The organism is Microcystis sp., assembly GCF_048564745.1.
In the GTDB taxonomy this organism is placed as follows: Bacteria; Cyanobacteriota; Cyanobacteriia; order Cyanobacteriales; family Microcystaceae; genus Microcystis; species Microcystis ichthyoblabe_A.
Window position 1 is genome coordinate 1 of record NZ_JBLZRT010000205.1, and the last position, 23,015, is coordinate 23,015.

Consider the following 23,015-nt stretch of genomic DNA (forward strand, 5'->3'; position numbering starts at 1 on the left):
ACAGACATGGCTTTTTTTCTCCCCTCGCTCTACGGCACTCACTGCTTTCTGTCTTAAATCATCACTATAGGGTGCTGCCATGAAAGCTTCTCCTCATTTCTTTTTCTCTATTATGTCCTAACTATCCCGCTCTTTGCTATATTGGGTTATCTTCTCCACTGACCATCCATAATGCCTAAGTCGAATGATTTCGGCTCTCTCCTTGACCCTATAAGGAATTCCTGCAAGTTTTTGCAGTTCTAGCAGGTTTTTGTCTTCTTCTTCACTTAAATCAATTTTTAGAGGGGCTGGCAAGGTTTGATTCCTCCTCCACAAAGGGTTCTCTACTATTTTATAAGTTTTTTCGCCTACCTACTTAATTCGGCATTAACTAAAGACTTGATCGGGATTAATTTGACGGCACAAGCTTTTAATTCTGGTTGCAGGGAAATCGGACAAGCGGCCGAATGGGTGAGACTATTGGCCTCAGCATTTTCTGCCCATAAAGCCCCCCAGTGCATCGGCACAAAGACACAATTAGGAGCAATTGCTTTGGTAATTAAAGCGGGAAAACGGGCAGAACCGCGACGGGAACGCACCTCCACCCATTCCCCAGCTTCTATGCCCAATTTTGCCGCATCTTGGGGATGAATTTCCAGAAAAGGTGCGGGGTGCATTTTGACAATTTTCTCGATGCGGCCGGTGCGGGTTTGGGTGTGCCAGTGACCGTACAAACGCCCCACGGTCAAAACTAGGGGATAATCATCGTCCGGGGGTTCCGCTAGACCTTTACTGTGGTAAGCGGCGAAAACAGCACGACCATCGGCAGTATTAAATTTACCATCGGTATAAAGGCGTTTTGCGGCTGTTTTTTCGCTTTTATTTTCATCTTTAACTAAATTCCCTAGTAATTCCCCAGAATTAGCGGTTTTAGGGGCGGAAATTTCATCGATGGAATCGGGCCACGGTCGGGGAGTCTCGGCCAGGCGATCATAATTAATCGCCGTCATATCACAAGGACGTTTATATGTCAACCGGATAAACTCGGAATGTACCTCGGCCGAATCCTTAAAATTAAATTGTGCCTGAAAACCCAAACGGCGACCAACTTCGGCAAAAATTTGCCAATCGGCCTGAGCTTGACCGACGGGAGGACGAAAAGCCTTATTTAAAGTCACCATACGCTCAGAATTGGTCATTGTTCCGGTTTTTTCACCCCATTGGGCCGCTGGCAGTAATAAATGAGCGTAGGCGCTGGTTTCTGTGGGATAGTAGGCATCCTGATAAACAGTAAAAGGTGATTTTAACAGGGCCGCCTGGGTGCGTTTTAGATCAGGCATACTAACAGCCGGATTAGTGGCGGCAATCCAAAGCAATTTCACCTCTCCCGTCTCCAAACCAGTAATCATACTCCAAGCGTCGCGACCGGGGACGGGAGAAATCCGACCGGCGGGTAAACCCCAAGCTTGTTCCACTTCGGCCCGGTGTTGGGGATTTTTGACGGAACGATAACCGGGGAGAAGATGGCAGAGGCCGCCGGCTTCCCTTCCTCCCATGGCGTTGGGTTGTCCGGTTAGGGAAAAAGGACCGGCCCCGGGCTTACCGATATTAGCCGTCATTAGGTGTAAATTGATTAAAGTGCGGGCTTTGGCCGTGCCTTCGCTAGATTGATTAATACCCATCGACCAGAGGGAAAGCACTCTTTTCGATTCGGCCCAGTAGCGGGCAGCCTGTTCTAAATCCTCAATGGGGATACCGCATTTAGGGGCGACTATTTCGGGGGGATAATGGCGGATAATTTCGGCGTATTTGCGGAAATCCCGGGTACATTTATCGATAAAATAGGTATCGATCGCCCCCCAATTCAGTAACAGGTGAGCAATACCGTTAAATAGGTCAATATCGGTCCCCGGGTTAATGGCGAGGTGGAGATTAGCGGCCTCGGCGGTTTTTGTCCTGCGGGGATCGACGACGATTAATTTCGCTTGTTGGTTGCGTTTGAGATACTTGTGCAGACGGTTAAAGATGATGGGGTGACATTCGGCCGTATTTGTCCCCACCAAAAAGGCACAATCGGTTAATTCTAGGTCATCGTAACAGCAGGGGGGACCGTCGGATCCGAAACTGTCCCGATAAGCGGCCACGGCCGAGGACATACAGAGACGGGAATTAGCATCAAAGTTATTGACTCCCAGACAGCCTTTGACCAGTTTTTGGGCGATGTAGTAATCTTCGGTGTGAAATTGTCCCGAACCGTATAGACAGATACTTTCCTTTTCCCCCTGAGCGATTAAAGTTTGGATGCGGTTAACGATGCGATCGAGGGCTTCTTCCCAAGTACAAAGACGGAATTGATCTTGGAGGGAATCGCGGATCATCGGGGTTTTGAGGCGATTTTTATCGATTGATTCCGCTACGGTGGCCCCTTTAACACAGACCATACCTTGACTGGAGGGGTGGGACTTGTCCCCGAAGACTTTCCATGCTTGTCCGGCCGACGCGGGGGGGGTGACTGTCAAACCACAACCTACTCCACAGTAAGGACATTGGGTTTTTGTAGATTCAGTCATAAGCAGTTGGTCTGATTAGTGGCGCTGTCTTTAGGCATACTAAGATAGTCGTCAGGTTTTCTCGGCCAAATTGTAGTTATTAATACAATTTATTAGAAGCCTTAGCTAAATTGCCATTCTTGTGATGCAAATCGCGCATTACAACTGGCTAGATCAAAAGCATACACTTGTTCTCGTGTTGAAAAAGAATCGGGATAGGATAATAGTAGTCTCTAGGGTGCGGAAAAAGTTTTCAGCCAGTCATGACCTACGAACCTCTACATCATAAGTATCGTCCCCAAACCTTTGCCGATTTGGTGGGACAATCAGCGATCGCCACGACCCTGAGTAATGCCTTAATCAGTGAGCGAATCGCTCCTGCATACCTATTTACTGGACCCAGAGGCACGGGGAAAACCTCCTCGGCGCGAATTTTAGCCAAATCCCTCAACTGTCTGTCTAGTGACCATCCGACACCGATTCCCTGCGGTAAATGTTCCGTCTGTCAAGCGATCGCCAATGGTTCGGCCCTAGACGTGATCGAAATTGATGCCGCTAGTAATACCGGTGTGGATAACATTCGGGAAATTATCGAGCGATCGCAATTTGCCCCCGTCCAATGTCGTTATAAAGTCTATGTCATCGATGAATGCCATATGCTCAGTACGGCGGCCTTTAATGCTTTGCTGAAAACTCTAGAAGAACCGCCAGATCGAGTGATTTTCGTGCTTGCTACCACCGATCCTCAGCGTGTCTTGCCTACTATCATCTCCCGTTGTCAACGCTTTGATTATCGCCGTATTGCTCTCGATGCCATGGTGGCACACCTGCAAAAAATCGCCCAAGTAGAAGCGATCGATATTAACCTAGAAGCATTAACCCTAGTGGCTCAGATCGCTAACGGTGGTTTACGCGATGCCGAAAGTCTCCTCGATCAATTAAGTTTACTCGCAGGAACGATTACGGCCGAGCGAGTCTGGGATTTGGTCGGTGCAGTCCCCGAAAGAGACCTCTTAACCCTACTTAAAGTCATTCATGGCAATATTCCCGATCAAGTTATCGAACAATGTCGCCATCTGATGAATCGCGGGAAGGAACCTTTAATCGTCTTGCAAAATCTAGCGGGATTCTATTTAAACCTACTTTTAGCCAAAACTGCCCCTAATCGTCCAGAAATGGTGGCTGTCACCGCTCCCACTTGGCAGGAATTATGTACGGAAGCGCGTACTTGGTCTTTAGAGGAAATTCTCCGCGGTCAACAACTTCTTAAAGACAGCGAAACACAACTAAAAAACACCACTCAACCCCGTCTCTGGTTAGAAGTCACTCTATTAGGACTGTTACCGCAAGCACAGGTGATTCCTCTAGTTGCCACGGCAGCGCCTTCCCGTCCCCAAACCAGCGCCGAGAGGCCCCCTGAAGTGATCACAGCGCCGGCGCCGGTTAATGAACCGATAAAACCGCCAGTTATTACCCCGACAACTAGCGTCGCAGTGCCGAAAACTGAGGTTAAAACTGTTGCTAGTGATGACAATAATGAACAAATTTGGCAGCAGGTTTTAGAAGTAATGGAACCCCCCACTACTCGCACTCTCCTACGTCAGCATGGCAGTCTTTTTAATATGGAAGAATCGAGTGCTTATTTAAGCATATCTTCGGAACAATTATTAAAAATGGCCCGGCTGCGCTTGACTAATATTGAGTCAGCTTTCGAGGCAGTTTTTCAGCGCCGGATTAAAGTTCATTTACAGGTAGGTTCCGCCACTGCTGCCATGGCTGCGGAAGTTTCCCAATCCCCGGCGGCTAGGATACAACCACCACCAGAAACCGCAGCAACTCCACCAATAACTCCCGAAAATAAAGTTATGACCGTGGTGGATATTCCCCCGGTCAAAGAAGCAATTATCGATAAAAAAGAAGCAAAGATCACTGCATCGGGAACCCCAAAAACTCCTAGCACAGAACTGCCCCAAAAAATCTTAAATTTTGATTCATCTTTAGAGACATTAGATCAAGATCTAGATATTAGTGAAATTTTGGCGGCCGCTCAAAAGTTAGCGAAATCTTTTGATGGTGAAGTGGTCAATATGGGTTATTCACTGCCAGAAAATTCGGCCGTAGAAACTAAAGTTAATAAGTCTCTGGAAAATATGACTATCGTGCGCGGGAGACCTGATGTTAACGAAATTTTAGAGAGTTTGGAGGAGGACGAAGACCTTCCTTTTTAAGGCTATCTCAACGGCTTGTGCTAAACTGATAGGATATGCCACGTCTCAGGATTGGCTATTCTTGCTCAAATTCTAGCTACTAGACCTATGACACCCGAAACTAAGGACAGAATCGATCAATTAGTTCAGAATAACAAAGTTCTTGTGTTCATGAAGGGCAATAAATTAATGCCTCAGTGTGGTTTCTCGAATAACGTCATACAAATTCTCAATATTCTGGGGGTTTCCTACGAAACTGTCGATATTCTCCAAGATCAGGAGTTAAGACAAGGAGTTAAGGAGTATTCCAATTGGCCGACTATTCCCCAAGTCTATATCAACGGTGAATTTATTGGCGGTTCCGACATTATGATCGAACTCTATCAAAATGGGGAACTACAACAAATAGTCGAGGTAGCCTTAGCTTCCTAAAAATTTTCTAGGTTAGGTTAGCTATCCTAACCTAGTTTAAATCTACCAAACAGTAATCAGTGATCAGTAATCAGTGAAAAGACGGCAATTTTCTACTTAAGACTGTTGGGTACATCTCAGTTTTGTAGAAATATCTATATGACATTTTTGTCCGACGCAGTTCGATAAACTCACTGACCACGATCATTGGTGTCAACTTAAGCAAGAGGCTTAATTATAAAGAGTACCTGATAATCCAAAAGGAAGATAGTAAAAAACGGTAAAATAACGAGAAGAAATCAGAGGTGAGTCGGTGAAAACGCGCTCTAAGCAACGACCTAGAAAAAAGGGGAATCCCGAATTACGCTGTCAATTTCAGTCGCCAGCCTTGCACATTCGGATATTCTCGACGCTGTGTGATAATCAGTGCTTATCATTCGTAGGAGTCTTGCTAGGCAAGGCTTTGAAGACTATATTTCCGAAAAATTATCCCTATTCTTCTTCTTTCCACACAGAAACAAGAAGAGCCGTTTTTTTACGGTTACTTCCAAGTACCTTCGTACACGACCAAATGAGGGCGGCAGTCAGTTTATGGAGTTGATGGAGTTGGAGGGAAATAAACCCAAATTTCAATCTTCCCATTAGGAGCATTCCAGTCCAGTAATTCTAGTAGATCCGATTCTAGTAGGTCTTTAGGTAAATTTATGTTTTTATTATTATTCACATAACTTTGAGTGAGTTCCTCTAGATTTTTAGCTCGTTCTCTATCCCCAGCATGAAAATATTTGATCCTACTGATTGGCTGATCATTCTTTAAAGAATATGTATTTTGAACATTTTCTTTTTTAATCGGGTTTAAACTAATTGTGTAATTTTTGCCCTGTAGATATTGCTTAAATTTATTCACTTCTTTCTCGTTCTCGTTATAGTAAATATCAACAACAAAATCAAAATTTTTAGTTATTTGTTCAACAATTTTCTCTCTAGGATCCTTGCTATTTTTGTAGCCTTCTTGAAGTTTTCTAAGCTCTTTAATAATCCCATTAGCTTGATTCGGATCCCTTTCGCCAATAATCATAAGAGCCGTAAAAGTATCTTGAAACTCTGGTGTTTGTCCTATAAATTCTTGATCTGTATTTGAGGGTTTAGACATTAACTCTTTAAATCTTGATCTATAAATTTGCGTTGCTATCTCAGCAATCATCTGCTTAGAGCTTTCATCATTGTCAGCTATCGTCCGATTCAAAGCAATTAAAGCGATATCTTTTTTTAATTGAGGGCTTTGTAAATCTCCAATCAATTTTTGAATTAATTCTGCCGTTTGAATGTTGGTTTTAAATCCTTCTAATTGATTCTCAATATTTTCGGTTTTCTGTTGCAGCTGAGAAGTCTGATATCCTATAAACCCATTGAGAATGGCAATAATCATTAAAACAAATGTCGATAAAGATGAGACACCTATACTTATTTTATCCAAGCTATCTTTAGGCTCATTATTCTTGTCAGACATAGTTAACTCCTTCCTTGTGTACTCACTTAAATATTCACACCACACCCCGCATCACCTGCACCAATTCCCCCACTACCTAATCCTGCTTACTCCTTGCCTCAACCAGTTGGTCATTCAACCCTGACTGCCTGACACATCTCAGTGAAGTCTAGGTCAATCGGGGGTGGCAAGTCAAAGAGCAAATGCGAGAAAACTAAATCCGTTCCTAGAAATATTCTCGGGCTAGGTTAGAGACAAAACAAGGCTGAGGAGCTTTGGGAAACAGAGGAATAGGGGCAAAAAGTTCTCGTCCTTTAGATAGAATACCCCAGACCTAACACAACTCGATTCTAACCCACTTTCCCAGAAACATTGAATCTCCTAACAAAACTTTACATTTAAGGACATAACAACCCCAAAACGCCATTTTTCAATAGGTTATCACCATAAGTGGGAGAGAGTCGCTCCCCTTTAAAACTGTCCCTTGAATTGTTCTCTATCTTTTGCTATGAGGAAACTTTGTTGGGGGATACCGATGTGAATTCCCTTCTCCTCAAAAGCAATCTTGAGACGACGACGATACTCTCTTTCTATGTCCCATTGTCGTAATCTTTTGACGACAATTCTGAGCATAATTTCCATTCCCATGTGAGAAACCCGACTGACACCAGCAACCTGCACAGGATTGATGATGTCTTCTTGCCATTGTGGATCTACAGCCATATTTTCAGCGATGGCTGCCATTAAAGAGATCGCCACATCTGGCTCGGTCTGATAGGCGACTTCAATGGTAAAATTGACCCGCGCCCAATCTTTACTGAGGTTGTGTGCGCTAATAATTTGGTTATGGGCAATAGTGATTAAACGTCCATCGGCAGCCCGCAATTGAGTCGCTCGCAAACTCATATTTTCCACCAAACCGATAAACTCCTGAAACTGGATCATATCACCGACAGTGTATTGGTCTTCAAAGATAATTAGAAAACCGTTAATCCAATCTTTTAAAAGATCCTGAAAGGCAAAGGTGAGCAATGCTCCCACTAAACCGGCTCCCGTGAGTAAAAAGGCGAAAGAAAGGCCCATCCAACTCAAAAAAACCAAAATTCCCAGAAAAATAGCGATAAATGTGATAATTTCTCGCCAAACTTCTAATAAAGTGGGAGCGCGCAGAATCCTCCTTTCCAAATTTTCCGAAAAAACCGCTCCTTCCTCTACCCACTCGCGTAGTCTGGAATTAACGTAGAGATTAACCATATTGCTCACTGATGTCATCAGCAACCAGATGATAAAAATCTGTAAAGGAATACGGATTATTCCGCGTCCTTCTAGCCTAGTTTCGGGAAATACATACAAAATCGCCGCTATTCCGCCAAACCAAAGCAGTATCAGTCCAATAAGAGCCAGTCTTTTCCAGAGAATATTTAACGTCAGTTGTCGCTGAATATCAGCCTGTTGACGGAAATTAGAGGAATCTTCTAGAGAGGCTAAAATCGGTTCTTGGGAGCGATCTTTTCTGGGGGGGGAATTTATGGGTAAATTTTGATCTGATTGCCTTTTAGCTTGTTTTTTGAGGAGATTGAAGCGATTTCTTAGGTGTTTCTGCCACCAAATTGATACCCAGCTTAAGAAAGTTAGCCCCAAAATAATTATAGTGGCAGTCATTACCTGTTGCCGACGAGGGGCGGGCTGACGTTCTTGCCAAGCTTGGAGCAAAGCTGTTTGGATGATTTTAACCCATCTGTCCGCTAAATCGCCAACCGAAGAAGAATCGATCAGGGCATCAACTTCTGTTACTGTCAGAATTACCTGTTGCGGTAAATTCTGGTTATCCTTGGCCACAATCACGGTTAAATTATTGAGAGTCGCCGTACTTACTTGCAGGGTTGTCGGATCGAAACCCCGATTGATAATATTATTTAAGCCCCTTTCAATGCGGCTAGCCCGTCTTTCTACCGGGGAGAGTTCCCGGGCTTCAGAAGCGGTAAAATCTTGGGAGGCAATCTGAAATAAGGCAAATCCATCTAGATGCACGGAAGCATATTCTATATCCCCGGCTACAAAAATCCTTGTTCCCGTGGGAGATGCAAATGGAACTAGAAAATTTTGGGCTAGGGATGGCAGGGAATTAAGAACAAATATACTAACCAAGAGGCAACCCGCCAATCCTTGAATGACCAGATTGAAAATTTTTCTCCGTTGCCGTCGTCCCATTGCCCAAGTTTCCTTTTTGATTAACAATGATCTTTACCCGCTTTCTCAGCTTATGGCAGTTATCTTAAGGGTGAGATCAAAAGTTTTCGTTTTGGGGAGTCGGTCGTCTCTCTCCCTTGTCCCCTCTCCCCACTGATTACTGATAACTGGAATCCCCAACCCCCAACATTAGTTAACTTCTCATGTCCAATATACCCCCACAGTGGCGCGAGGAAATAACCTCTTTACCTCCTTGGTTACGGCGTTCACTCGGCAAATCTAGCGAAATTTCCACGGTTCAGCGCATTATCAAACAAAGGAACATTCATACTATCTGCGAGGAGGGTCGCTGTCCCAATCGCGGCGAATGTTATGCCCAAGGTACGGCGACTTTTTTGTTGATGGGTCCCACTTGTACCAGGTCCTGTGGTTTTTGTCAAGTGGATAAGGGTCATGCACCCATGCCTCTCGATGTGGAGGAACCGCAAAAAGTAGCCGAAGCGGTGCAATTGTTAAATTTAAGTTACGTTGTCTTGACTTCTGTAGCTAGAGATGATATTGAAGACGGTGGGGCCGGTTGGTTTGTCCGGACGATGACGGCCATTCGCGAACTCAATCCTCACACTTTAATTGAAGTGTTAACCCCGGATTTTGCCGGAGGTAAGGGAAGTCAACAGGAACGGGTGGCGACGGTGGTGGGGGCAAAACCTGCCTGTTACAATCACAATATCGAGACGGTGCGCCGTTTGCAAGGACCAGTTAGACGCGGGGCTAAATATGATCGCTCTTTGGCGGTTTTGCGTTATGTTAAGGAAATCGATCGCTCAATTCCGACGAAATCTGGCTTAATGGTCGGTCACGGTGAGACAAAAGAGGAAATTATCGAGACTTTGGCAGATTTACGCGCGATCGACTGCGATCGAGTTACTATTGGTCAATATATGCGTCCTTCTCTGGAACATTTGCTCGTACAGAAATATTGGACTCCCGCAGAATTTAGCGAGTTGGGAGAAATTGCCCAAAAAATGGGTTTTTCCCAAGTTAGATCCGGCCCTCTAGTCCGCAGTTCCTATCATGCGGGAGAGTAAATCAGTGATCAGTTATCAGCAGTCAGGAGATTATTTTTATTGATTCTTCCCACTTCCTAATCCCTAATGGGTGCATCTCATTTTTGTAAATCTACCAAGTTGGGATTTTTACGGGGAAACTCTCGGCTAAAATTGGGCGTTACTTTCGATTTTATCACTCAATCCAAGCCTTTGGGGGGTTCTACCCCCCAAACCCCCCGTTGGGGGCGTGGCGCGGTCACTGAGCGTGTCGAAGTGCCGCCCCCAAACCCCCCGCGCATTAGTTTTTCGGTGGGATGCTTACACGCAGCTGCTGATACGTCTGTAATAATTTAAGAGTCACTGATAATTGCTGATTGTCGGTATTTTTGCAAATGTTAGATGCACCCTTCCTAATTCCCACTTCCTAATTCCCACTTCCCATTTCATAATTCCTAATTCCCACTTCCCATTTCATAATTCATAATTCATAATTCATAATTCCCTGATCAAAATGAATTTAGAAGCAATCATCCTAGAGGAAATTAAACAATCAGCGGCGGGTCGAATTAGCTTCGATCGCTGGATGGATTTAGCTCTCTATCACCCTGATTATGGCTATTACACCTCTGGAAAAGTAGAAATTGGCTCAAAAGGAGATTTTTTTACTTCCTCGTCCCTAGGGGCAGATTTTGGCCAATTGTTGGCAGAGCAATTTGTCGAGATGGCGGAATTTTTGGGCAATTCGCCTGGATTTACTTTAGTGGAAGTGGGAGCAGGTTCGGGAATTTTAGCGAAAGATATCCTTGATTATTTAAGTCATAGCTATGCTGATTTTTATGAAAATCTCAGTTATATAATTATCGAACAATCTCAGAAACTCAGGGAAAGACAAAGGGCAACTTTAGCGGGATATTCCCCGGTATCTTGGCAAAGTTGGCCGAATTTAGCCGATAATTCCCTTGTGGGTTGTGTGTTTAGTAATGAGTTAATCGATGCTTTTCCTGTCCATCGAGTTGTGATCGAGTCGGGAGAATTACGAGAAATTTATCTGGGATTGGGGGAACCTTTTCAGGAGATTATCGCAGATTTATCCACCGACAGAATCAAAGACTATTTTGATTTAGTGGGGATAAATATTCCCTCCCCACTTTATCCGGAGGGTTATCAAACCGAGGTAAACTTATTAGCTTTAGACTGGTTAGAAACGGTTAATCGGAAACTCGATCGAGGTTATATCTTAACCATAGATTACGGTTACACTGCCGAAAAATATTATCATCCCCAAAGAAGTCAAGGAACCCTACAATGTTATCGACAACACCAGCGTCATGATCATCCTTATTTGTGGGTAGGAGAACAAGATATTACCACTCATGTGGATTTTACTGCTTTACAACGTCAAGGGGAGAAATTAGGCTTAAAAAATCTCGGTTTTACTCAGCAAGGATTATTTTTAATGGCTTTAGGATTAGGGGATAGATTAAATCAACTTTCTCAAGGAAAAATCGATATATCAACTATATTTCAGCGCCGAGATGCCTTACATCAATTAATCAATCCCACTGGTTTAGGAGGATTTGGAGTGTTAATTCAGGGAAAAGAAGTAGAGGAAAGAATACTTAAGGGATTAAGTAGATAACTAAAAAATAGGGCTGAATGCTGTTAACTTTCAGCCCCAAAAATAATTAAGCTCCTACGGATTCTTTAGCCGCATACATTACCTCTAAAGTTATTTCACCAATACCTCGCTCCCGGGCAAATTTTTCGGTATTTCGTTTGACTTTCCCGCGCACAAAACCGGGTATTTTCTGCAATTCTACCGTAGCTTCCTTATTCCAATTTAGGTCAGAATCTGCCGAAATACCTTTAGTAATTACCTCTTTGGTATCATGACCACCGAATATCTCTAATAGGTGATCTTCCATACCCAAAGTAAAGGAATTATAGACCAAATCGGCGATCTGATTAGTGCCTTCGTAACCTAAGAAAGGTTTATAACCGAGGGGGAAATTTTGGATATGAATAGGTGCGGCAATTACTCCACAGGGAATATCTAAACGTTTGCCGACGTGACGTTCCATTTGAGTACCAAATATCGCCGCTGGTTCTAATCGAGCAATAGCATCCCCTATCGCCCCATTATCATCACTAATTAACACTTCATCGCAATATTCACTCACTTGTTCCCGGAACCAATCCGCATCATACTTACAATAAGTCCCCGCTAAAACCACATGAATTCCCATCTCCCTGGCGAGAATTTTTGTCATAGCGGCTGCGTGGGTATTATCACCAAAAACCACCGCTTTTTTCCCCGTTAAATTCTGACAGTCAATGGAACGAGAAAACCAAGCAGCTTGGGAGATATGCAGAGTTTGTTCATTGATAAAATCTTCGTAATCTACTGCCGCACCTTGGCCATTAATTACCTCTTGAATTTTGCGAATACAGCGGGCTGTTTCCACTACTCCCATGGGGGTAATATCAACGTAGGGCATGGCGAATTCACTTTCGAGATATTTGGCTGTCATTAATCCCACTTCTCGATAGGGAACCAGATTAAACCAAGCGCGGGGCAGATTTTTTAAGTTTTCCACCGAAGCAGCTTCAGGGAGAATTTCATTAACTTCAATGTCCAAATCTGCCATTAACCGCTTTAATTCTGTGCGATCATGTTGGTTATGGAAACCGAGGGTGGTAATACCGATAATATTAACCGAAGGTTTAGGGGTTTTCTCCGAGATAATTTCCCCTTTTCTCTGGGCCTTATCGAGATAATATTTGATAATTTGATAGAGGGTTTTATCGGCCGCTTGTAGTTCATTATAGCGATAGTGGTTAACATCGGCCAGCAGCACATCCCCCTCGGCATCCTGTCGCGCTCTTTCGACAAAGTTTTGTAAGTCCTCTTGGAGAATGCTGGAGGTACAGGTGGGGGTTAAAACGATTAAATCGGGACTTTCTTCGCGATCTTTGCGAACAATATTATCGACGACTTTTTCTTGGGAACCCCGGGCTAAAACATTACGATCGACAATACTAGCAGTGACGGGGGTAAAATTACGCTCCCTTTCCAACATCGAGCGCATGACGTTAAAATAATCGTCTCCCAGAGGAGCGTGCATGATAGCATGAACATTTTTAAAGGAACTGGCGATCCTTAAAGTGCCAATATGAGCGGGACCCGCATACATCCAATAGGCCAATTTCATAGAGGGTTCTCCTACAGTCAGACTTTTTTTGATTGTCTCAGACTTTACGGATTTAGGAGTGAACACTTAACGGAAGATTACAAAAAGTCCCCATGCAGATTAAGTATCTTTTCGGGGAAAAATGACACAAATATTAATGTTAACTTTTTTAACAATTTATGTCATTAGGGCAAAAATTTCTTTACCGACCGCTTGGTAACAAAGCCAACCGAAATTCGACCGGGGGTCGGGATAATCTTTGACGATGACTCCCTTTTCGGCCGCTCGTTCAAAAGCAACTAAACGGGGAATTTCTCGCTTAAATAGCGGTAATTTCGCTTCTTCTAGAGCTTTCCGCGCTTCCCGTCCTGTTTTTGTCCGTGAATCCACTTGGGTTAACAGAACTCGATAATTATCGGTCATCGTGGACAGCAATTCTGCCGCTTTAATGGTGACATCGATATCGAGATGATTGGGAGTGGTGGGTAAGATTAATAAATCGCTGCCCTGAGCTAAATCTTTTAACTCGTCTGGCTCTGGCCGGGCCTGGGTATCGACAATAATATGAGTGTATTGTTTCACCAGTCCCGTCGCTCCAGCTTGGGACGCTACCATAAAAGGAAGGGTATCTTCCCGGGACCAATGGAGAGCCGAACGATTTTTATCCGCATCAATCAATAAGGTGGGCGCTTTTTCTTGAAAATAGGCGGCCAGATGAATCGATGTGGTGGTTTTCCCGACCCCTCCCTTCAGTGCTACGACGGAAATAATCATGAACGGCTCGATCGAATAAGTGAGTATTTTCTAGTGTAATCCCAGACGGACTGAAAACCGTTTAAGTTTCCCCGCAGAAAGGCTATCAGTCAGGATTCTAGATTTTTGAGCCTGGCTCTCTCGATATTTTGGTGTAATGTGTTTCTTAATGTTGGATTTTATGTTAGATTTTGGGCTTATGCTCTCCCGATCGATCACTTTTTCTGCTCACCACAACTACGGGAGCGTCTTCAATGTTGAAGCAATTCTTAGCAATAGCGATCGCTTTCATGATTGGGTTAACTGGTCAATTAGTCCTCTCTTTACCCGCTACTCGTTTATCCGCTCGAGAAATCTCTCAACAATTACAGACTATCCCGGGTTGGCAGTTACGAGATCAACGGATTGAAAAAACTTTTAAATTTAACAATTTTATCGAAGCGATCACTTTTGTTAATCGCTTAGTTACTCCGGCTGAATTACTAGGTCATCATCCTGATATTACCATCAATTACAATCGCGTTACTCTTTCCCTCACTACCCATGACGTGGGAGGTTTGAGTAACTTAGATTTTGATTTAGCTCAACAAATCGATCGTCTGATTCCCTAGTTTTAAATCAGCTTTAACCCACACATCTATCATCTTGACGAATATCCCAACTACCATCAACACGGAATAAAAATAAACAGCGTTTGTCGGGTGTACCCGAAGCAACTAAAGTAATTCTGCCTAACTGTCCCCAAGAACCTCCTAACCCCCCCCTTGTATCGGCCCAACTAGCGCGATAAATTGTACCTTGATTACCCACAGGTCCACTAACTCGGCGTAGGGTAGAATTATTAGTATCGATGCTAACACCGCGAGTGATGGGAGTCCATTCGGTGACATTTTCACATTCGTCCCCCTGCACTTTGGCCACTTTAATCTGTTCGGTTTCACTTGCTGCCATGCACAAAGATAGGGGATAAGAACCTTCTCCCATGGCTTGGTAACGGGTATTTTTCCACTGCTGTGATATTTCAAAGGTGGCGATATTTAAGCGAATCCAAGCCATTAAACGCTGATAAACAGAAAGGGCAATGGTTAAGAGAATTCCTAATAAAATTAAGGTAACTAACATCTCGACTTGAGTTAAGCCAGAGGTGGATTTTTGCCGATGAAAAAGCTGTAGATTGCCAAAATGTTTTCGAGAAAGGTCGAAGATATTCATGAGCCTCATCTTGCCTTTTTATTTTCAATAAATTATGTAATTACAAAGGAGCAACAATTAATTTGCTCTAGGATAATCCACATAATTTCTTGCTGTTATTACGGACAAGATTGACTGCGATCACTATTTTTTCTGATATGGGCAAAAATCAGCTAAATAAAAGCAATTTTCTGATTTTTTGCTCAATTTAGTTTATTTGCTCTGTTTATATAGCCAAATGTCCCGCTAACGAGTAAATCCCAATTGTCGTCTGGCCTCGAATAATCCGATCGCCACACTAACGGAAAGATTTAAACTTCTCACCCCCGGTTCTGCCATGGGAATATAAACCGTGTCATCGCACTTATTTAATAAATCTGCCGGAATACCGTCGGTTTCACTGCCAAAAAGTAGCCAATCTCCGCTTTGATAGGTGTACTGGACATAACTGCTGCTGCCGCGCACGGTAAACCCGATCGCTCGTCCGCCGCTCTTTTGTTGATATGCACAGAAATCATCTATTGTCAAGTGGTACATAAGTTTTACATAGGGCCAATAATCTAAGCCGGCCCGCTTCAGATAGCGATCGCTAATTTCAAAACCCAAAGGACCGACTAAATGCAATTCTGTCCTCGTTGCGGCGCAGGTACGGGCAATATTACCCGTATTTGGCGGAATTTGCGGATTGATTAAAACCACTCGTAAAATTGCTTCAGTCATCAGTTATCAGTTATCGGTTATCAGTTCACTGTTCACAGCAAAAAACTCCCCACCTCTCAATTCATAATTCATAATTTATAATTTATAATTCCCACTTCCCTTGGGTGAGGACTAACTATACCGGATTCTGCCCCACCCTAGTCAAACTTATTTTAAATTGGTATAACTATCCATACTCAACGGGACTAAATCGCCATAGATAGTCAAACCTAACAACATTGTTTCATTAGCGGGGATTAACTTGCCTGTGAGAGCGCAAATCTCATTTTTTCTAGCTGTAGCGTTAAATACTGCCCTTATATCACCAGCACAAAACTGAGGTCGATAATCTCCTGATTTCTGCTGAACGAAATTCCATAAGACATCGCGAATGAGTGCTTGATAACCTTGATTGCCGGAAATCTCTTTCAGCTTGTCTTTGAGGACTCTTTCCAGACGAATGCTGGTGACTTCCATCTCGGTAGTGGTGGTGCGTGTGATTGTCCGCATAATTTTTTCTCCCGAATACTAAACCTATTGGTGTTACAAGTGTAGTACAAGGAAGATACCTTTAACAAGCACAACCGGCGAAACCATCACCTCTGCTGCTCTTTGATTGTTACCTCATGGCTATTTTTCCCATTTTTGAACTCTCGAAAATTAATTATGCAACAAGTCCACTGTTATACTAAATCCGTTGAGTATGGGCTATGTATGAGAACAGGCAAAAGGCAATAGGCAATAGGGAGAATAAATAATCAGTTGTTAATAACCAGATTTAGTATTAATCCAGTTAGAGTTGAGCCTAAACAGCGAACGTATCGTTCCAATAATAACTATTCTTGATATACCCAAACCCCTAGAAAAAATTGTTATTGTTCCTCAGATTGACAATAACTCTAATTGTCTCCCCTGTAGGTCTTTAGCCCTGATATTTTCTTGAGAATCTCTGGATAAATCTAAAGCTTTAATCACCTCCTTTGCCACCGCTTTTACCACGGGAATGGCCACAGAATTACCGAACTGTTTATAAGCTTGGACATCGCTGACAACAATCTGAAAACTATCGGTAAATCCCTGTAATCTTGCCCATTCTCTGGGGGTCATTCTGCGGACGAATAATTTATTTACCTCTCCCTTAATGCGAGTAACGGGAGTAAAATTAGTCAGTCTTTGATCGATAACTAAATTTCTTTCTTTTCCCATACCTCCCACCACAATAGCATTAGCGATACCATCGGGAGAAATAATCTCATAACCGAACCCATTACCTTTATTTTGGTGTCTGGCCTTGTGTTTAAACAAAGTTTCTAAATACTGATTAGAGAGATAATATTTAACGCTGACTTCCTTTTCTTCTAGGATATCTTTGAGACAAGTTTCTTGATGGGTTGGTTGAGGATAGGAAAAATGGTAAATATTTAAATCTTCTCGAAAACCGACGATAAAAATTCGGGGACGGTTTTGAGGAACCCCAAAATATCTGGCATTTAAAATCTGGGGACTAGGGACAAAATAATGCAAATCCTTTTCTAATATATCTAAAATAGTTTTTAAAGTTTTACCTCCATCGTGGTGGACTAAACCCTGAACATTTTCTAAGATAAAAGCTTTCGGTTTCTTTTCGTGCAGGATCCGGGCAACTTCAAAAAATAAGGTTCCGCGTGCATCTTCAAAACCGTGTTTTCTGCCGGCGATACTAAAGGCTTGACAGGGAAAACCGCCACAGAGTATATCATGATCGGGGACAGTTTTTACCTCTAATTTTCTGATGTCTTGATTATCGGGTAAATGACCATAGTTAGCTAAGTAAACCTTTTGGGAGTGAGGATCGATTTCCGAGGAAAAAACGCATTGACAACCGAGATTTTCTAGGGCGATTCTAAATCCTCCTATACCAGCAAATAAATCAATAAAAGTCCACATATTTTATCTATTCTAAGCTTTTGTTTTGATCCCAGAGACGATATTAAACCGGCTACCTTAGATTTTAGTATAAATGCTCGCATCTTTCTCCTCGCCAAAAAAAATCAGGAGCAGAATTTCCACTCCCGATAACCTATTCACTTTAGACTTGCCAATTTATTGGAATATACTGGCAACTTTGGCGCTTACGTCGGGTTGAGTTTCAGCGTAGATATTTTGACGAGTAGCGGCGATTTCTGTGTAAGCTTGACGCACTTCCGAGTTAACTGCCACCGTTTTCACATCGTAGATACGGGTAGCCAGTTGGGGATAAAAACCGATAGCGACAATCAAAGCGAGGAAAGAGACAGCGATAAAGATTTCTCTGGGTTTAGCGTCAATATATTCTGATTCGTCAGGAAGGACACAGCTAGTACCAAAACAAACTGCTTGTTCGTTGCTTTTGTTGGGGGTAATGTTAGTAATATCGCAGGAAGAACCATCTCCGTAGAAAACTTGACGAAGCATGGAGAGTAGATAAATCGGGGTGAGGATTAAACCAACGGAAGCGAGGAAGACAGTCACAACCCGGAAGGTTTGGCTATAAACGTCACTGCTAGTGACACCGATGAATACAGTAATTTCGCTGGCAAAACCGCTCATTCCGGGTAAAGCTAGGGAAGCCATGGCGCCGGCAGTAAAGAGAGCGAAGACTTTCGGCATCGCTTGGGCAATCCCACCCATCTCGTTTAAAGCTAAGGTATGGGTGCGGTCGTAGGTGACACCAGCAAGGAAGAATAAGACGGCGGCAATTAAACCATGGGAGAGCATTTGTAACATAGCACCGCTAATACCCACATCGGTAAAGGAAGCAATCCCTAAAAGGACGAATCCCATGTGTGAAACCGAGGAATAAGCGAGACGGCGTTTCATGTTTTGTTGACCGAAGGAAGCGAAAGCACCGTAGATAATATTAACGACACCGAGAATCGCTAGAATCGGGGCAAAGTAGATGTGTGCATCGGGTAGAAGACCCATATTAAGACGGATTAAACCATAACCACCCATTTTAAGGAGAACACCAGCGAGAATCATCGATACAGGTGCAGAAGCTTCACCGTGAGCATCGGGGAGCCAAGTATGGAGGGGGAAGATAGCGAGTTTGACACCGAAAGCGATTAATAAACCGGCGTAAAGGACTAATTCTAAAGCGAGGGGATAATCTTTAAATCCTAATTCCGCCATATCAAAGGTCATCGCACCACCACCGTAAAGGGCCATGGCTAGACCGGCAACGAGGATGAAGATAGAAGCGGCGGCGGTGTAGAGTAAGAATTTAGTGGCGGCATAACGACGTTTTTGTCCACCCCAGATGGAAACGAGTAGATAAACGGGAATTAACTCGATTTCCCACATTAAAAAGAATAATAATAAATCTTGGGCGACGAAAACACCAATCTGAGCGGCGTAGAGCAACAGCATCAGGAAGTAGAATAAACGGGGTTTACGGTCCACTTGCCACGCGGCCAAGATAGAAAGGGTTGTCACCAATCCTGCTAATAAAACTAACGGTGCCGAGATACCATCCACCGACACCGCCCAACTTAAACCAATTTGGGGAACCCAATCGATTTTTTCTACTAATTGTAGGTTGGGGTTGCTTAAATCATATTTTTGTAAAAAGACGTAACACATTAATATAAAGTCTGCTAGTCCGACTCCAAGAGCAAACCAACGAACGGTTTTTCCTTCCTTGTCGGGGATTACAGGGATTAGGAAGGAGGCAAGCAAGGGGAGCAAAATGATGGCAGTGAGCCAGGGGAAGTTAGCCGTTAGCATGGCAGTAAGAAAAAATACCTATTTCGTTATGTGTTCATTTTATGCGACTTTGTAAAATTTTGTGAATATTTTTTCTCCTACCTTTACCATAGGATTTTATCTATAGTTGCCGCATCATCATCGATTAACCCAAATAGGCCTGTTTGACCCGCTCATCCCTGAGTAAATCCCCGGCTTCTCCCGCAATAGTCAAGCGTCCCGCTTCCAAAACATAGCCGCGATTGGCAGTTTCTAGGGCTAAATTGGCGTTTTGTTCCACTAACAGGATAGTTACTCCCGATTCGTTTAATTTACGGATAATACTGAATATTTCTCGCACTATCTGCGGCGCTAGTCCTAAACTGGGTTCGTCTAGTAACAATAACTTGGGACGACTCATTAAAGCTCTGGCGATCGCCAGCATCTGCTGTTCCCCACCGCTTAGGGTTCCCGCTAACTGCTCTCGGCGCTCCGATAGTCGGGGAAAAAGTTGCCACTGCTCTTCGATATCGCTTTTTACTCCTAGGCGATCGCTTCTCGTATAAGCACCTAACTGCAAATTTGTCAAGACTGTTTGACGAGCTAAGATTCTTCTACCTTCCGGACTATGGGCAATTCCCCGTTTAACGATTTCATGGGGCGGTAAATGGGTAATATCTTGACCCTGATAGATTATTCGCCCCGTCTTTGCTGTTAAAATCCGAGATATCGTCTTTAGAGTCGTCGTTTTTCCTGCTCCGTTCGCTCCAATCAGGGTGACAATTTCCCCCGTTTCTACCCTTAAACTAACCTGCTGTAATGCCTTTATTCCGCCATAATTAACCGATAAATCGTTAATTTCTAACATAAACCCCGTCAAATCCCAATAGGATCACTATAGCAGTTATCAGTTATCAGTTATCAGTTATCAGTTATCAGTTACCAGTTATCAGTTACCAGTTATCACTGATCAGATGTGAGTTTTTAGTCAGTCCCGATGAAAAAATTTTCACCCCCACAGATGAAAGAGGTTTCCTTCCCTACACCCCACACCCCACACCCTACACCCTCTTTCAAGTCAGGGATAAGGAGGAATCCCGATCATTTGTACTGAATTTTCCAAGACGCATTATTGAGTGAGGGGTATTGAGTAGCATTAACAGTGCTGTCTTTTCACTGCTTACTGTTTACTGATAACTGATCACTGATTATCTGCCTAAAACTTCCAAGACCACCGGGGCAACTCCCGATTGGAAGACACCGATAATCGCTGCCGCACCTCTGGAAAGGTCGATGACGCGACCACCGCTAAACGGACCGCGATCGTTAATTCGCACCACCACCGAGCGCCCATTACGCAGATTAGTTACCCTAACCCTAGTGCCGAAAGGTAGATAGCGATGAGCGGCAGTTAAACCACCAGAGTTAAAAGTCTCACCACTAGCGGTGCGACGACCATGGAAACCGGGACCATACCAGGAGGCCATTCCCTTTTTACGGGGGCGACTGCTGGTTTTTACCGCTGGGCTTGTTTTCGGCTTCTCTGCTGGTGTCACCGAGGCAGGATTGCTGGCCGGGGCCGGCTTGACTTGATTGGGTTGTGATTGGGGTTGTCCCGTGGAAGGAATGGCCTCTTGGGTCCGGGGTGTAACGCTTGCAGGGACGGTATTTTCTTTGTCCACTAGGGACTCCAAAGTTTTTAGAATTTCGTTAGCATTATCTTGAACCGAACGTGATACTTTAATATCTGAATCGGATGTTCGACTATTAGAAAAAGCGGACAGAACGGTTTGAGTAGTTGACTCGATAACAGTTTGACGACCTACGCTAATATCCGTCAGGCTGTTGCTGTGTCCTGCTGTCTGGGAACAAATTATCGAGGCTGTAGTCCCCACTACGGTAAGGGCAGTTACAGCTTGTAGTTTGTTGATCAGTTGTTTATTCATAGACTTTCTTATTGTGCGTTAGCAAGTTCCCAATGCAAAGCTGAAGGAATTTGCTAACATTCCTTTTTGCTTGCAAAGCTAACTTGGTTGCGTTCTGTTCAACCCTATCACGGAAAATTGGTTGGTCATTACAAGAATTTATATCGTTATCGGGCAAGAGAATCAAAAATTTAAATAAAGGGTTGACTGGCGCTAAAAACCAAGTTAAGATAAAAGTTTTTTAATTTTTTGTCTCCTAGAGGGGGGCAAGGTTAGGAAAACTTGGGGAATTAGTGAAATTTCGAGAGGTAATAATGCTAGTATTGACAAGGCTTTCAAGGATTATCAGCCCTCCCCGATTTCCCTCTATAGCAGCAGATAATGGTTAATAAAACTGTTATCTTTGCTACAAAAAACCAGATTTTTAAGATCAATGTCAAATCGGGCTAAAGGTCAGAGATTAAAAATTATAATAGGGGATTGACAAGCAACTAAAAATAAGCTGTTATTAGCCAAACTTAACTATAGAATCAGAAATGCTGATACAGGCTAATACTAAATCCTGTTTAAAAGGTATAGGGGATTGGGGAAGTGGGGAAGTGGGGAGTATTTTGCTGTGAACAGTGAACTGAAAACCCGCATCTGAATACTGACTCCTAACCCCACGAAACGCTTTTTCGGCAAACCCTATATATATAGATGGCCGAGGTCCGAACGGGTGTGGGGTGTAGGGAAAGAAACCTCTTTCATCTGTGGTGGTGAAAATTTTTTCGTTGGGACTGACTGGAAAGAGGGTGTAGGGTGTGGGGTGTAGGGAAAGAAACCTCTTTCATCTGTGGTGGTGAAAATTTTTTCGTTGGGACTGACTGGAAAGAGGGTGTAGGGTGTAGGGTGTGGGGTGTAGGGAAAGAAACCTCTTTCATCTGTGGTGGTGAAAATTTTTTCGTTGGGACTGACTCCTAACCCCACGAAAAGCTTTTTCGGCAAACCCTATCTAATGTGTGTTGGGTTTCCTTGGGTCAATCCAACCGACAAGAGCGGCTATAAAATCTAATATAATCAAGACAGCAGGTCATCCCATAGGTAATTCTCAAATGAATTATAAGATTGAAATAGAACAAGAAGAAGATGGACGATATATTGCTGAAATCGTCGAACTTCCGGGAGTTTTAGTCTATGGCAATAGTCAACAGGAAGCTATTGCTAAAGTTCAAGCACTTGCCTTGCGTGTCTTAGCCGATCAACTTGAACAGGGAGAACTTCCAGAAAATCACCTAAATTTATCATTTGTTGCTCTATGAGTCAATGGTCAGCAACGAAAGCCAAACAAGTTTTAAAAGCATTAAAAAGCATAGGTTGGAAAATTAAACGACAGACAGGCTCTCATAAAATTTTAGAAAGGTCTGGCTGGAATGATGTCGTTTTTGCTTTCCATGATGGCGATGAAATTGGACCGAAAATGTTAGCAAGAATTGCTAAATTAACAGGATTAACTCCAGATGACCTCTAAGTATTATAATCATAACGCACCAATTTAATAAGGCTCTACCGAACCTGTCATGCAAAACTATCAACAACTCATGCTTGTAAAGCTTGTACAATAGGGCTTTGAGTTTTTGTTAGATTGATATTTATCAACTTTAGAGCATTGCTGGACAGAGAGGGAGCTTGGGGAATTTT

20 protein-coding genes are annotated in these 23,015 nt (G+C 43.3%); 7 read left to right on the top strand and 13 right to left on the bottom strand.

All coding sequences use genetic code 11. From position 1 onward, the window contains the following. Nucleotides 1–117: 117 nt before the first annotated feature. Both ACOCD9_RS20830 and ACOCD9_RS20835 read right to left on the bottom strand, forming a co-directional pair. Entirely contained in the window at nt 118–294 is a 177-nt protein-coding gene (locus tag ACOCD9_RS20830) for a hypothetical protein (RefSeq protein ID WP_287703206.1), read from the bottom strand. Nucleotides 295–347: 53 nt separating this feature from the next. After that, nucleotides 348–2,549, bottom strand: a complete 2,202-nt coding sequence (locus ACOCD9_RS20835) for a molybdopterin oxidoreductase family protein (protein WP_287703208.1) — start codon at nt 2,547–2,549, stop codon at nt 348–350. Nucleotides 2,550–2,791: 242 nt separating this feature from the next. Between ACOCD9_RS20835 and ACOCD9_RS20840 the strand changes: the two genes are divergently transcribed. Together ACOCD9_RS20840 and grxD are read left to right on the top strand one after the other, a co-directional pair. Continuing rightward, nucleotides 2,792–4,756: a DNA polymerase III subunit gamma/tau gene (locus tag ACOCD9_RS20840; RefSeq protein WP_419548325.1), complete on the top strand. Its 1,965-nt coding sequence runs from the start codon at nt 2,792–2,794 to the stop codon at nt 4,754–4,756. 87 nt (nt 4,757–4,843) lie between these two features. After that, a complete protein-coding gene (grxD, locus tag ACOCD9_RS20845; RefSeq protein WP_002770648.1) occupies nt 4,844–5,167 on the top strand; it encodes a Grx4 family monothiol glutaredoxin in 324 nt (107 codons plus the stop codon). A gap of 568 nt (nt 5,168–5,735) precedes the next feature. Here the strand turns inward: grxD and ACOCD9_RS20850 are convergent. After that, nucleotides 5,736–6,656, bottom strand: a complete 921-nt coding sequence (locus ACOCD9_RS20850) for a hypothetical protein (protein WP_419548327.1) — start codon at nt 6,654–6,656, stop codon at nt 5,736–5,738. 450 nt (nt 6,657–7,106) lie between these two features. Then, nucleotides 7,107–8,846 (bottom strand): mechanosensitive ion channel family protein, encoded by a 1,740-nt coding sequence (locus ACOCD9_RS20855; protein WP_419548336.1) that lies wholly within the window; start codon nt 8,844–8,846, stop codon nt 7,107–7,109. A gap of 182 nt (nt 8,847–9,028) precedes the next feature. On the opposite strand from ACOCD9_RS20855, the gene lipA reads away from it, so the two are divergent. Together lipA and ACOCD9_RS20865 are read left to right on the top strand one after the other, a co-directional pair. Then, nucleotides 9,029–9,913 (top strand): lipoyl synthase, encoded by an 885-nt coding sequence (gene lipA, locus ACOCD9_RS20860; protein WP_287703214.1) that lies wholly within the window; start codon nt 9,029–9,031, stop codon nt 9,911–9,913. A 472-nt stretch (nt 9,914–10,385) separates the two neighbouring features. Beyond that, nucleotides 10,386–11,513, top strand: coding sequence for a class I SAM-dependent methyltransferase (locus ACOCD9_RS20865; RefSeq protein ID WP_419548328.1), 1,128 nt, complete (start codon nt 10,386–10,388; stop codon nt 11,511–11,513). 46 nt (nt 11,514–11,559) lie between these two features. Here ACOCD9_RS20865 and bchB read toward each other — a convergent pair whose 3' ends face one another. Together bchB and ACOCD9_RS20875 are read right to left on the bottom strand one after the other, a co-directional pair. Next, nucleotides 11,560–13,086, bottom strand: coding sequence for a ferredoxin:protochlorophyllide reductase (ATP-dependent) subunit B (gene bchB / locus ACOCD9_RS20870; RefSeq protein ID WP_419548329.1), 1,527 nt, complete (start codon nt 13,084–13,086; stop codon nt 11,560–11,562). 156 nt (nt 13,087–13,242) lie between these two features. Next, nucleotides 13,243–13,839, bottom strand: coding sequence for a ParA family protein (locus tag ACOCD9_RS20875; protein ID WP_002740297.1), 597 nt, complete (start codon nt 13,837–13,839; stop codon nt 13,243–13,245). A gap of 233 nt (nt 13,840–14,072) precedes the next feature. Between ACOCD9_RS20875 and ACOCD9_RS20880 the strand changes: the two genes are divergently transcribed. Continuing rightward, nucleotides 14,073–14,429, top strand: a complete 357-nt coding sequence (locus ACOCD9_RS20880) for a 4a-hydroxytetrahydrobiopterin dehydratase (protein WP_419548331.1) — start codon at nt 14,073–14,075, stop codon at nt 14,427–14,429. Between the two features lie 13 nt (nt 14,430–14,442). On the opposite strand, the gene ACOCD9_RS20885 is transcribed toward ACOCD9_RS20880, so the two are convergent. From ACOCD9_RS20885 to ACOCD9_RS20915, 7 genes are all read right to left on the bottom strand, one after another. Further along, nucleotides 14,443–15,030: a prepilin-type cleavage/methylation domain-containing protein gene (locus ACOCD9_RS20885; RefSeq protein WP_419548332.1), complete on the bottom strand. Its 588-nt coding sequence runs from the start codon at nt 15,028–15,030 to the stop codon at nt 14,443–14,445. A 225-nt stretch (nt 15,031–15,255) separates the two neighbouring features. Then, nucleotides 15,256–15,729: a tRNA (cytidine(34)-2'-O)-methyltransferase gene (locus ACOCD9_RS20890; protein WP_149106574.1), complete on the bottom strand. Its 474-nt coding sequence runs from the start codon at nt 15,727–15,729 to the stop codon at nt 15,256–15,258. 147 nt (nt 15,730–15,876) lie between these two features. After that, entirely contained in the window at nt 15,877–16,218 is a 342-nt protein-coding gene (locus ACOCD9_RS20895) for a hypothetical protein (protein ID WP_287699977.1), read from the bottom strand. 372 nt (nt 16,219–16,590) lie between these two features. Next, entirely contained in the window at nt 16,591–17,634 is a 1,044-nt protein-coding gene (locus ACOCD9_RS20900; RefSeq protein ID WP_287699978.1) for a DNA cytosine methyltransferase, read from the bottom strand. 156 nt (nt 17,635–17,790) lie between these two features. Continuing rightward, a complete protein-coding gene (locus tag ACOCD9_RS20905; RefSeq protein ID WP_066029950.1) occupies nt 17,791–19,452 on the bottom strand; it encodes an NAD(P)H-quinone oxidoreductase subunit 4 in 1,662 nt (553 codons plus the stop codon). Nucleotides 19,453–19,576: 124 nt separating this feature from the next. Beyond that, entirely contained in the window at nt 19,577–20,278 is a 702-nt protein-coding gene (locus ACOCD9_RS20910) for an ABC transporter ATP-binding protein (protein WP_287662446.1), read from the bottom strand. Between the two features lie 340 nt (nt 20,279–20,618). Beyond that, a complete protein-coding gene (locus ACOCD9_RS20915) occupies nt 20,619–21,356 on the bottom strand; it encodes a septal ring lytic transglycosylase RlpA family protein (RefSeq protein WP_419548334.1) in 738 nt (245 codons plus the stop codon). Between the two features lie 1,073 nt (nt 21,357–22,429). Here ACOCD9_RS20915 and ACOCD9_RS20920 point away from each other — a divergent pair. Both ACOCD9_RS20920 and ACOCD9_RS20925 read left to right on the top strand, forming a co-directional pair. After that, the gene (locus ACOCD9_RS20920) at nt 22,430–22,636 is read left to right on the top strand and encodes a type II toxin-antitoxin system HicB family antitoxin (RefSeq protein ID WP_008197619.1); all 207 of its coding nucleotides are present in this window, start codon (nt 22,430–22,432) and stop codon (nt 22,634–22,636) included. Further along, nucleotides 22,633–22,845 (top strand): type II toxin-antitoxin system HicA family toxin, encoded by a 213-nt coding sequence (locus tag ACOCD9_RS20925; RefSeq protein ID WP_079206058.1) that lies wholly within the window; start codon nt 22,633–22,635, stop codon nt 22,843–22,845. Before ACOCD9_RS20920 ends, ACOCD9_RS20925 begins: the two co-directional genes overlap by 4 nt. The last annotated feature ends 170 nt before the right edge of the window (nt 22,846–23,015 follow it).

Bases quoted from the DNA above. Each gene is read 5' to 3' on its own strand.
- ACOCD9_RS20855 (WP_419548336.1), bottom strand. From the start codon at position 8,846: ATGGGACGACGGCAACGGAGAAAAATTTTCAATCTGGTCATTCAAGGA.
- ACOCD9_RS20840 (WP_419548325.1), top strand. From the start codon at position 2,792: ATGACCTACGAACCTCTACATCATAAGTATCGTCCCCAAACCTTTGCC.
- ACOCD9_RS20890 (WP_149106574.1), bottom strand. From the start codon at position 15,729: ATGACTGAAGCAATTTTACGAGTGGTTTTAATCAATCCGCAAATTCCG.
- bchB (WP_419548329.1), bottom strand. From the start codon at position 13,086: ATGAAATTGGCCTATTGGATGTATGCGGGTCCCGCTCATATTGGCACT.
- ACOCD9_RS20880 (WP_419548331.1), top strand. From the start codon at position 14,073: ATGTTGAAGCAATTCTTAGCAATAGCGATCGCTTTCATGATTGGGTTA.
- ACOCD9_RS20920 (WP_008197619.1), top strand. From the start codon at position 22,430: ATGAATTATAAGATTGAAATAGAACAAGAAGAAGATGGACGATATATT.
- ACOCD9_RS20925 (WP_079206058.1), top strand. From the start codon at position 22,633: ATGAGTCAATGGTCAGCAACGAAAGCCAAACAAGTTTTAAAAGCATTA.
- ACOCD9_RS20895 (WP_287699977.1), bottom strand. From the start codon at position 16,218: ATGCGGACAATCACACGCACCACCACTACCGAGATGGAAGTCACCAGC.
- ACOCD9_RS20875 (WP_002740297.1), bottom strand. From the start codon at position 13,839: ATGATTATTTCCGTCGTAGCACTGAAGGGAGGGGTCGGGAAAACCACC.
- ACOCD9_RS20910 (WP_287662446.1), bottom strand. From the start codon at position 20,278: ATGTTAGAAATTAACGATTTATCGGTTAATTATGGCGGAATAAAGGCA.
- ACOCD9_RS20915 (WP_419548334.1), bottom strand. From the start codon at position 21,356: ATGAATAAACAACTGATCAACAAACTACAAGCTGTAACTGCCCTTACC.
- ACOCD9_RS20905 (WP_066029950.1), bottom strand. From the start codon at position 19,452: ATGCTAACGGCTAACTTCCCCTGGCTCACTGCCATCATTTTGCTCCCC.
- grxD (WP_002770648.1), top strand. From the start codon at position 4,844: ATGACACCCGAAACTAAGGACAGAATCGATCAATTAGTTCAGAATAAC.
- ACOCD9_RS20865 (WP_419548328.1), top strand. From the start codon at position 10,386: ATGAATTTAGAAGCAATCATCCTAGAGGAAATTAAACAATCAGCGGCG.
- ACOCD9_RS20900 (WP_287699978.1), bottom strand. From the start codon at position 17,634: ATGTGGACTTTTATTGATTTATTTGCTGGTATAGGAGGATTTAGAATC.
- ACOCD9_RS20835 (WP_287703208.1), bottom strand. From the start codon at position 2,549: ATGACTGAATCTACAAAAACCCAATGTCCTTACTGTGGAGTAGGTTGT.
- ACOCD9_RS20885 (WP_419548332.1), bottom strand. From the start codon at position 15,030: ATGAATATCTTCGACCTTTCTCGAAAACATTTTGGCAATCTACAGCTT.
- lipA (WP_287703214.1), top strand. From the start codon at position 9,029: ATGTCCAATATACCCCCACAGTGGCGCGAGGAAATAACCTCTTTACCT.
- ACOCD9_RS20850 (WP_419548327.1), bottom strand. From the start codon at position 6,656: ATGTCTGACAAGAATAATGAGCCTAAAGATAGCTTGGATAAAATAAGT.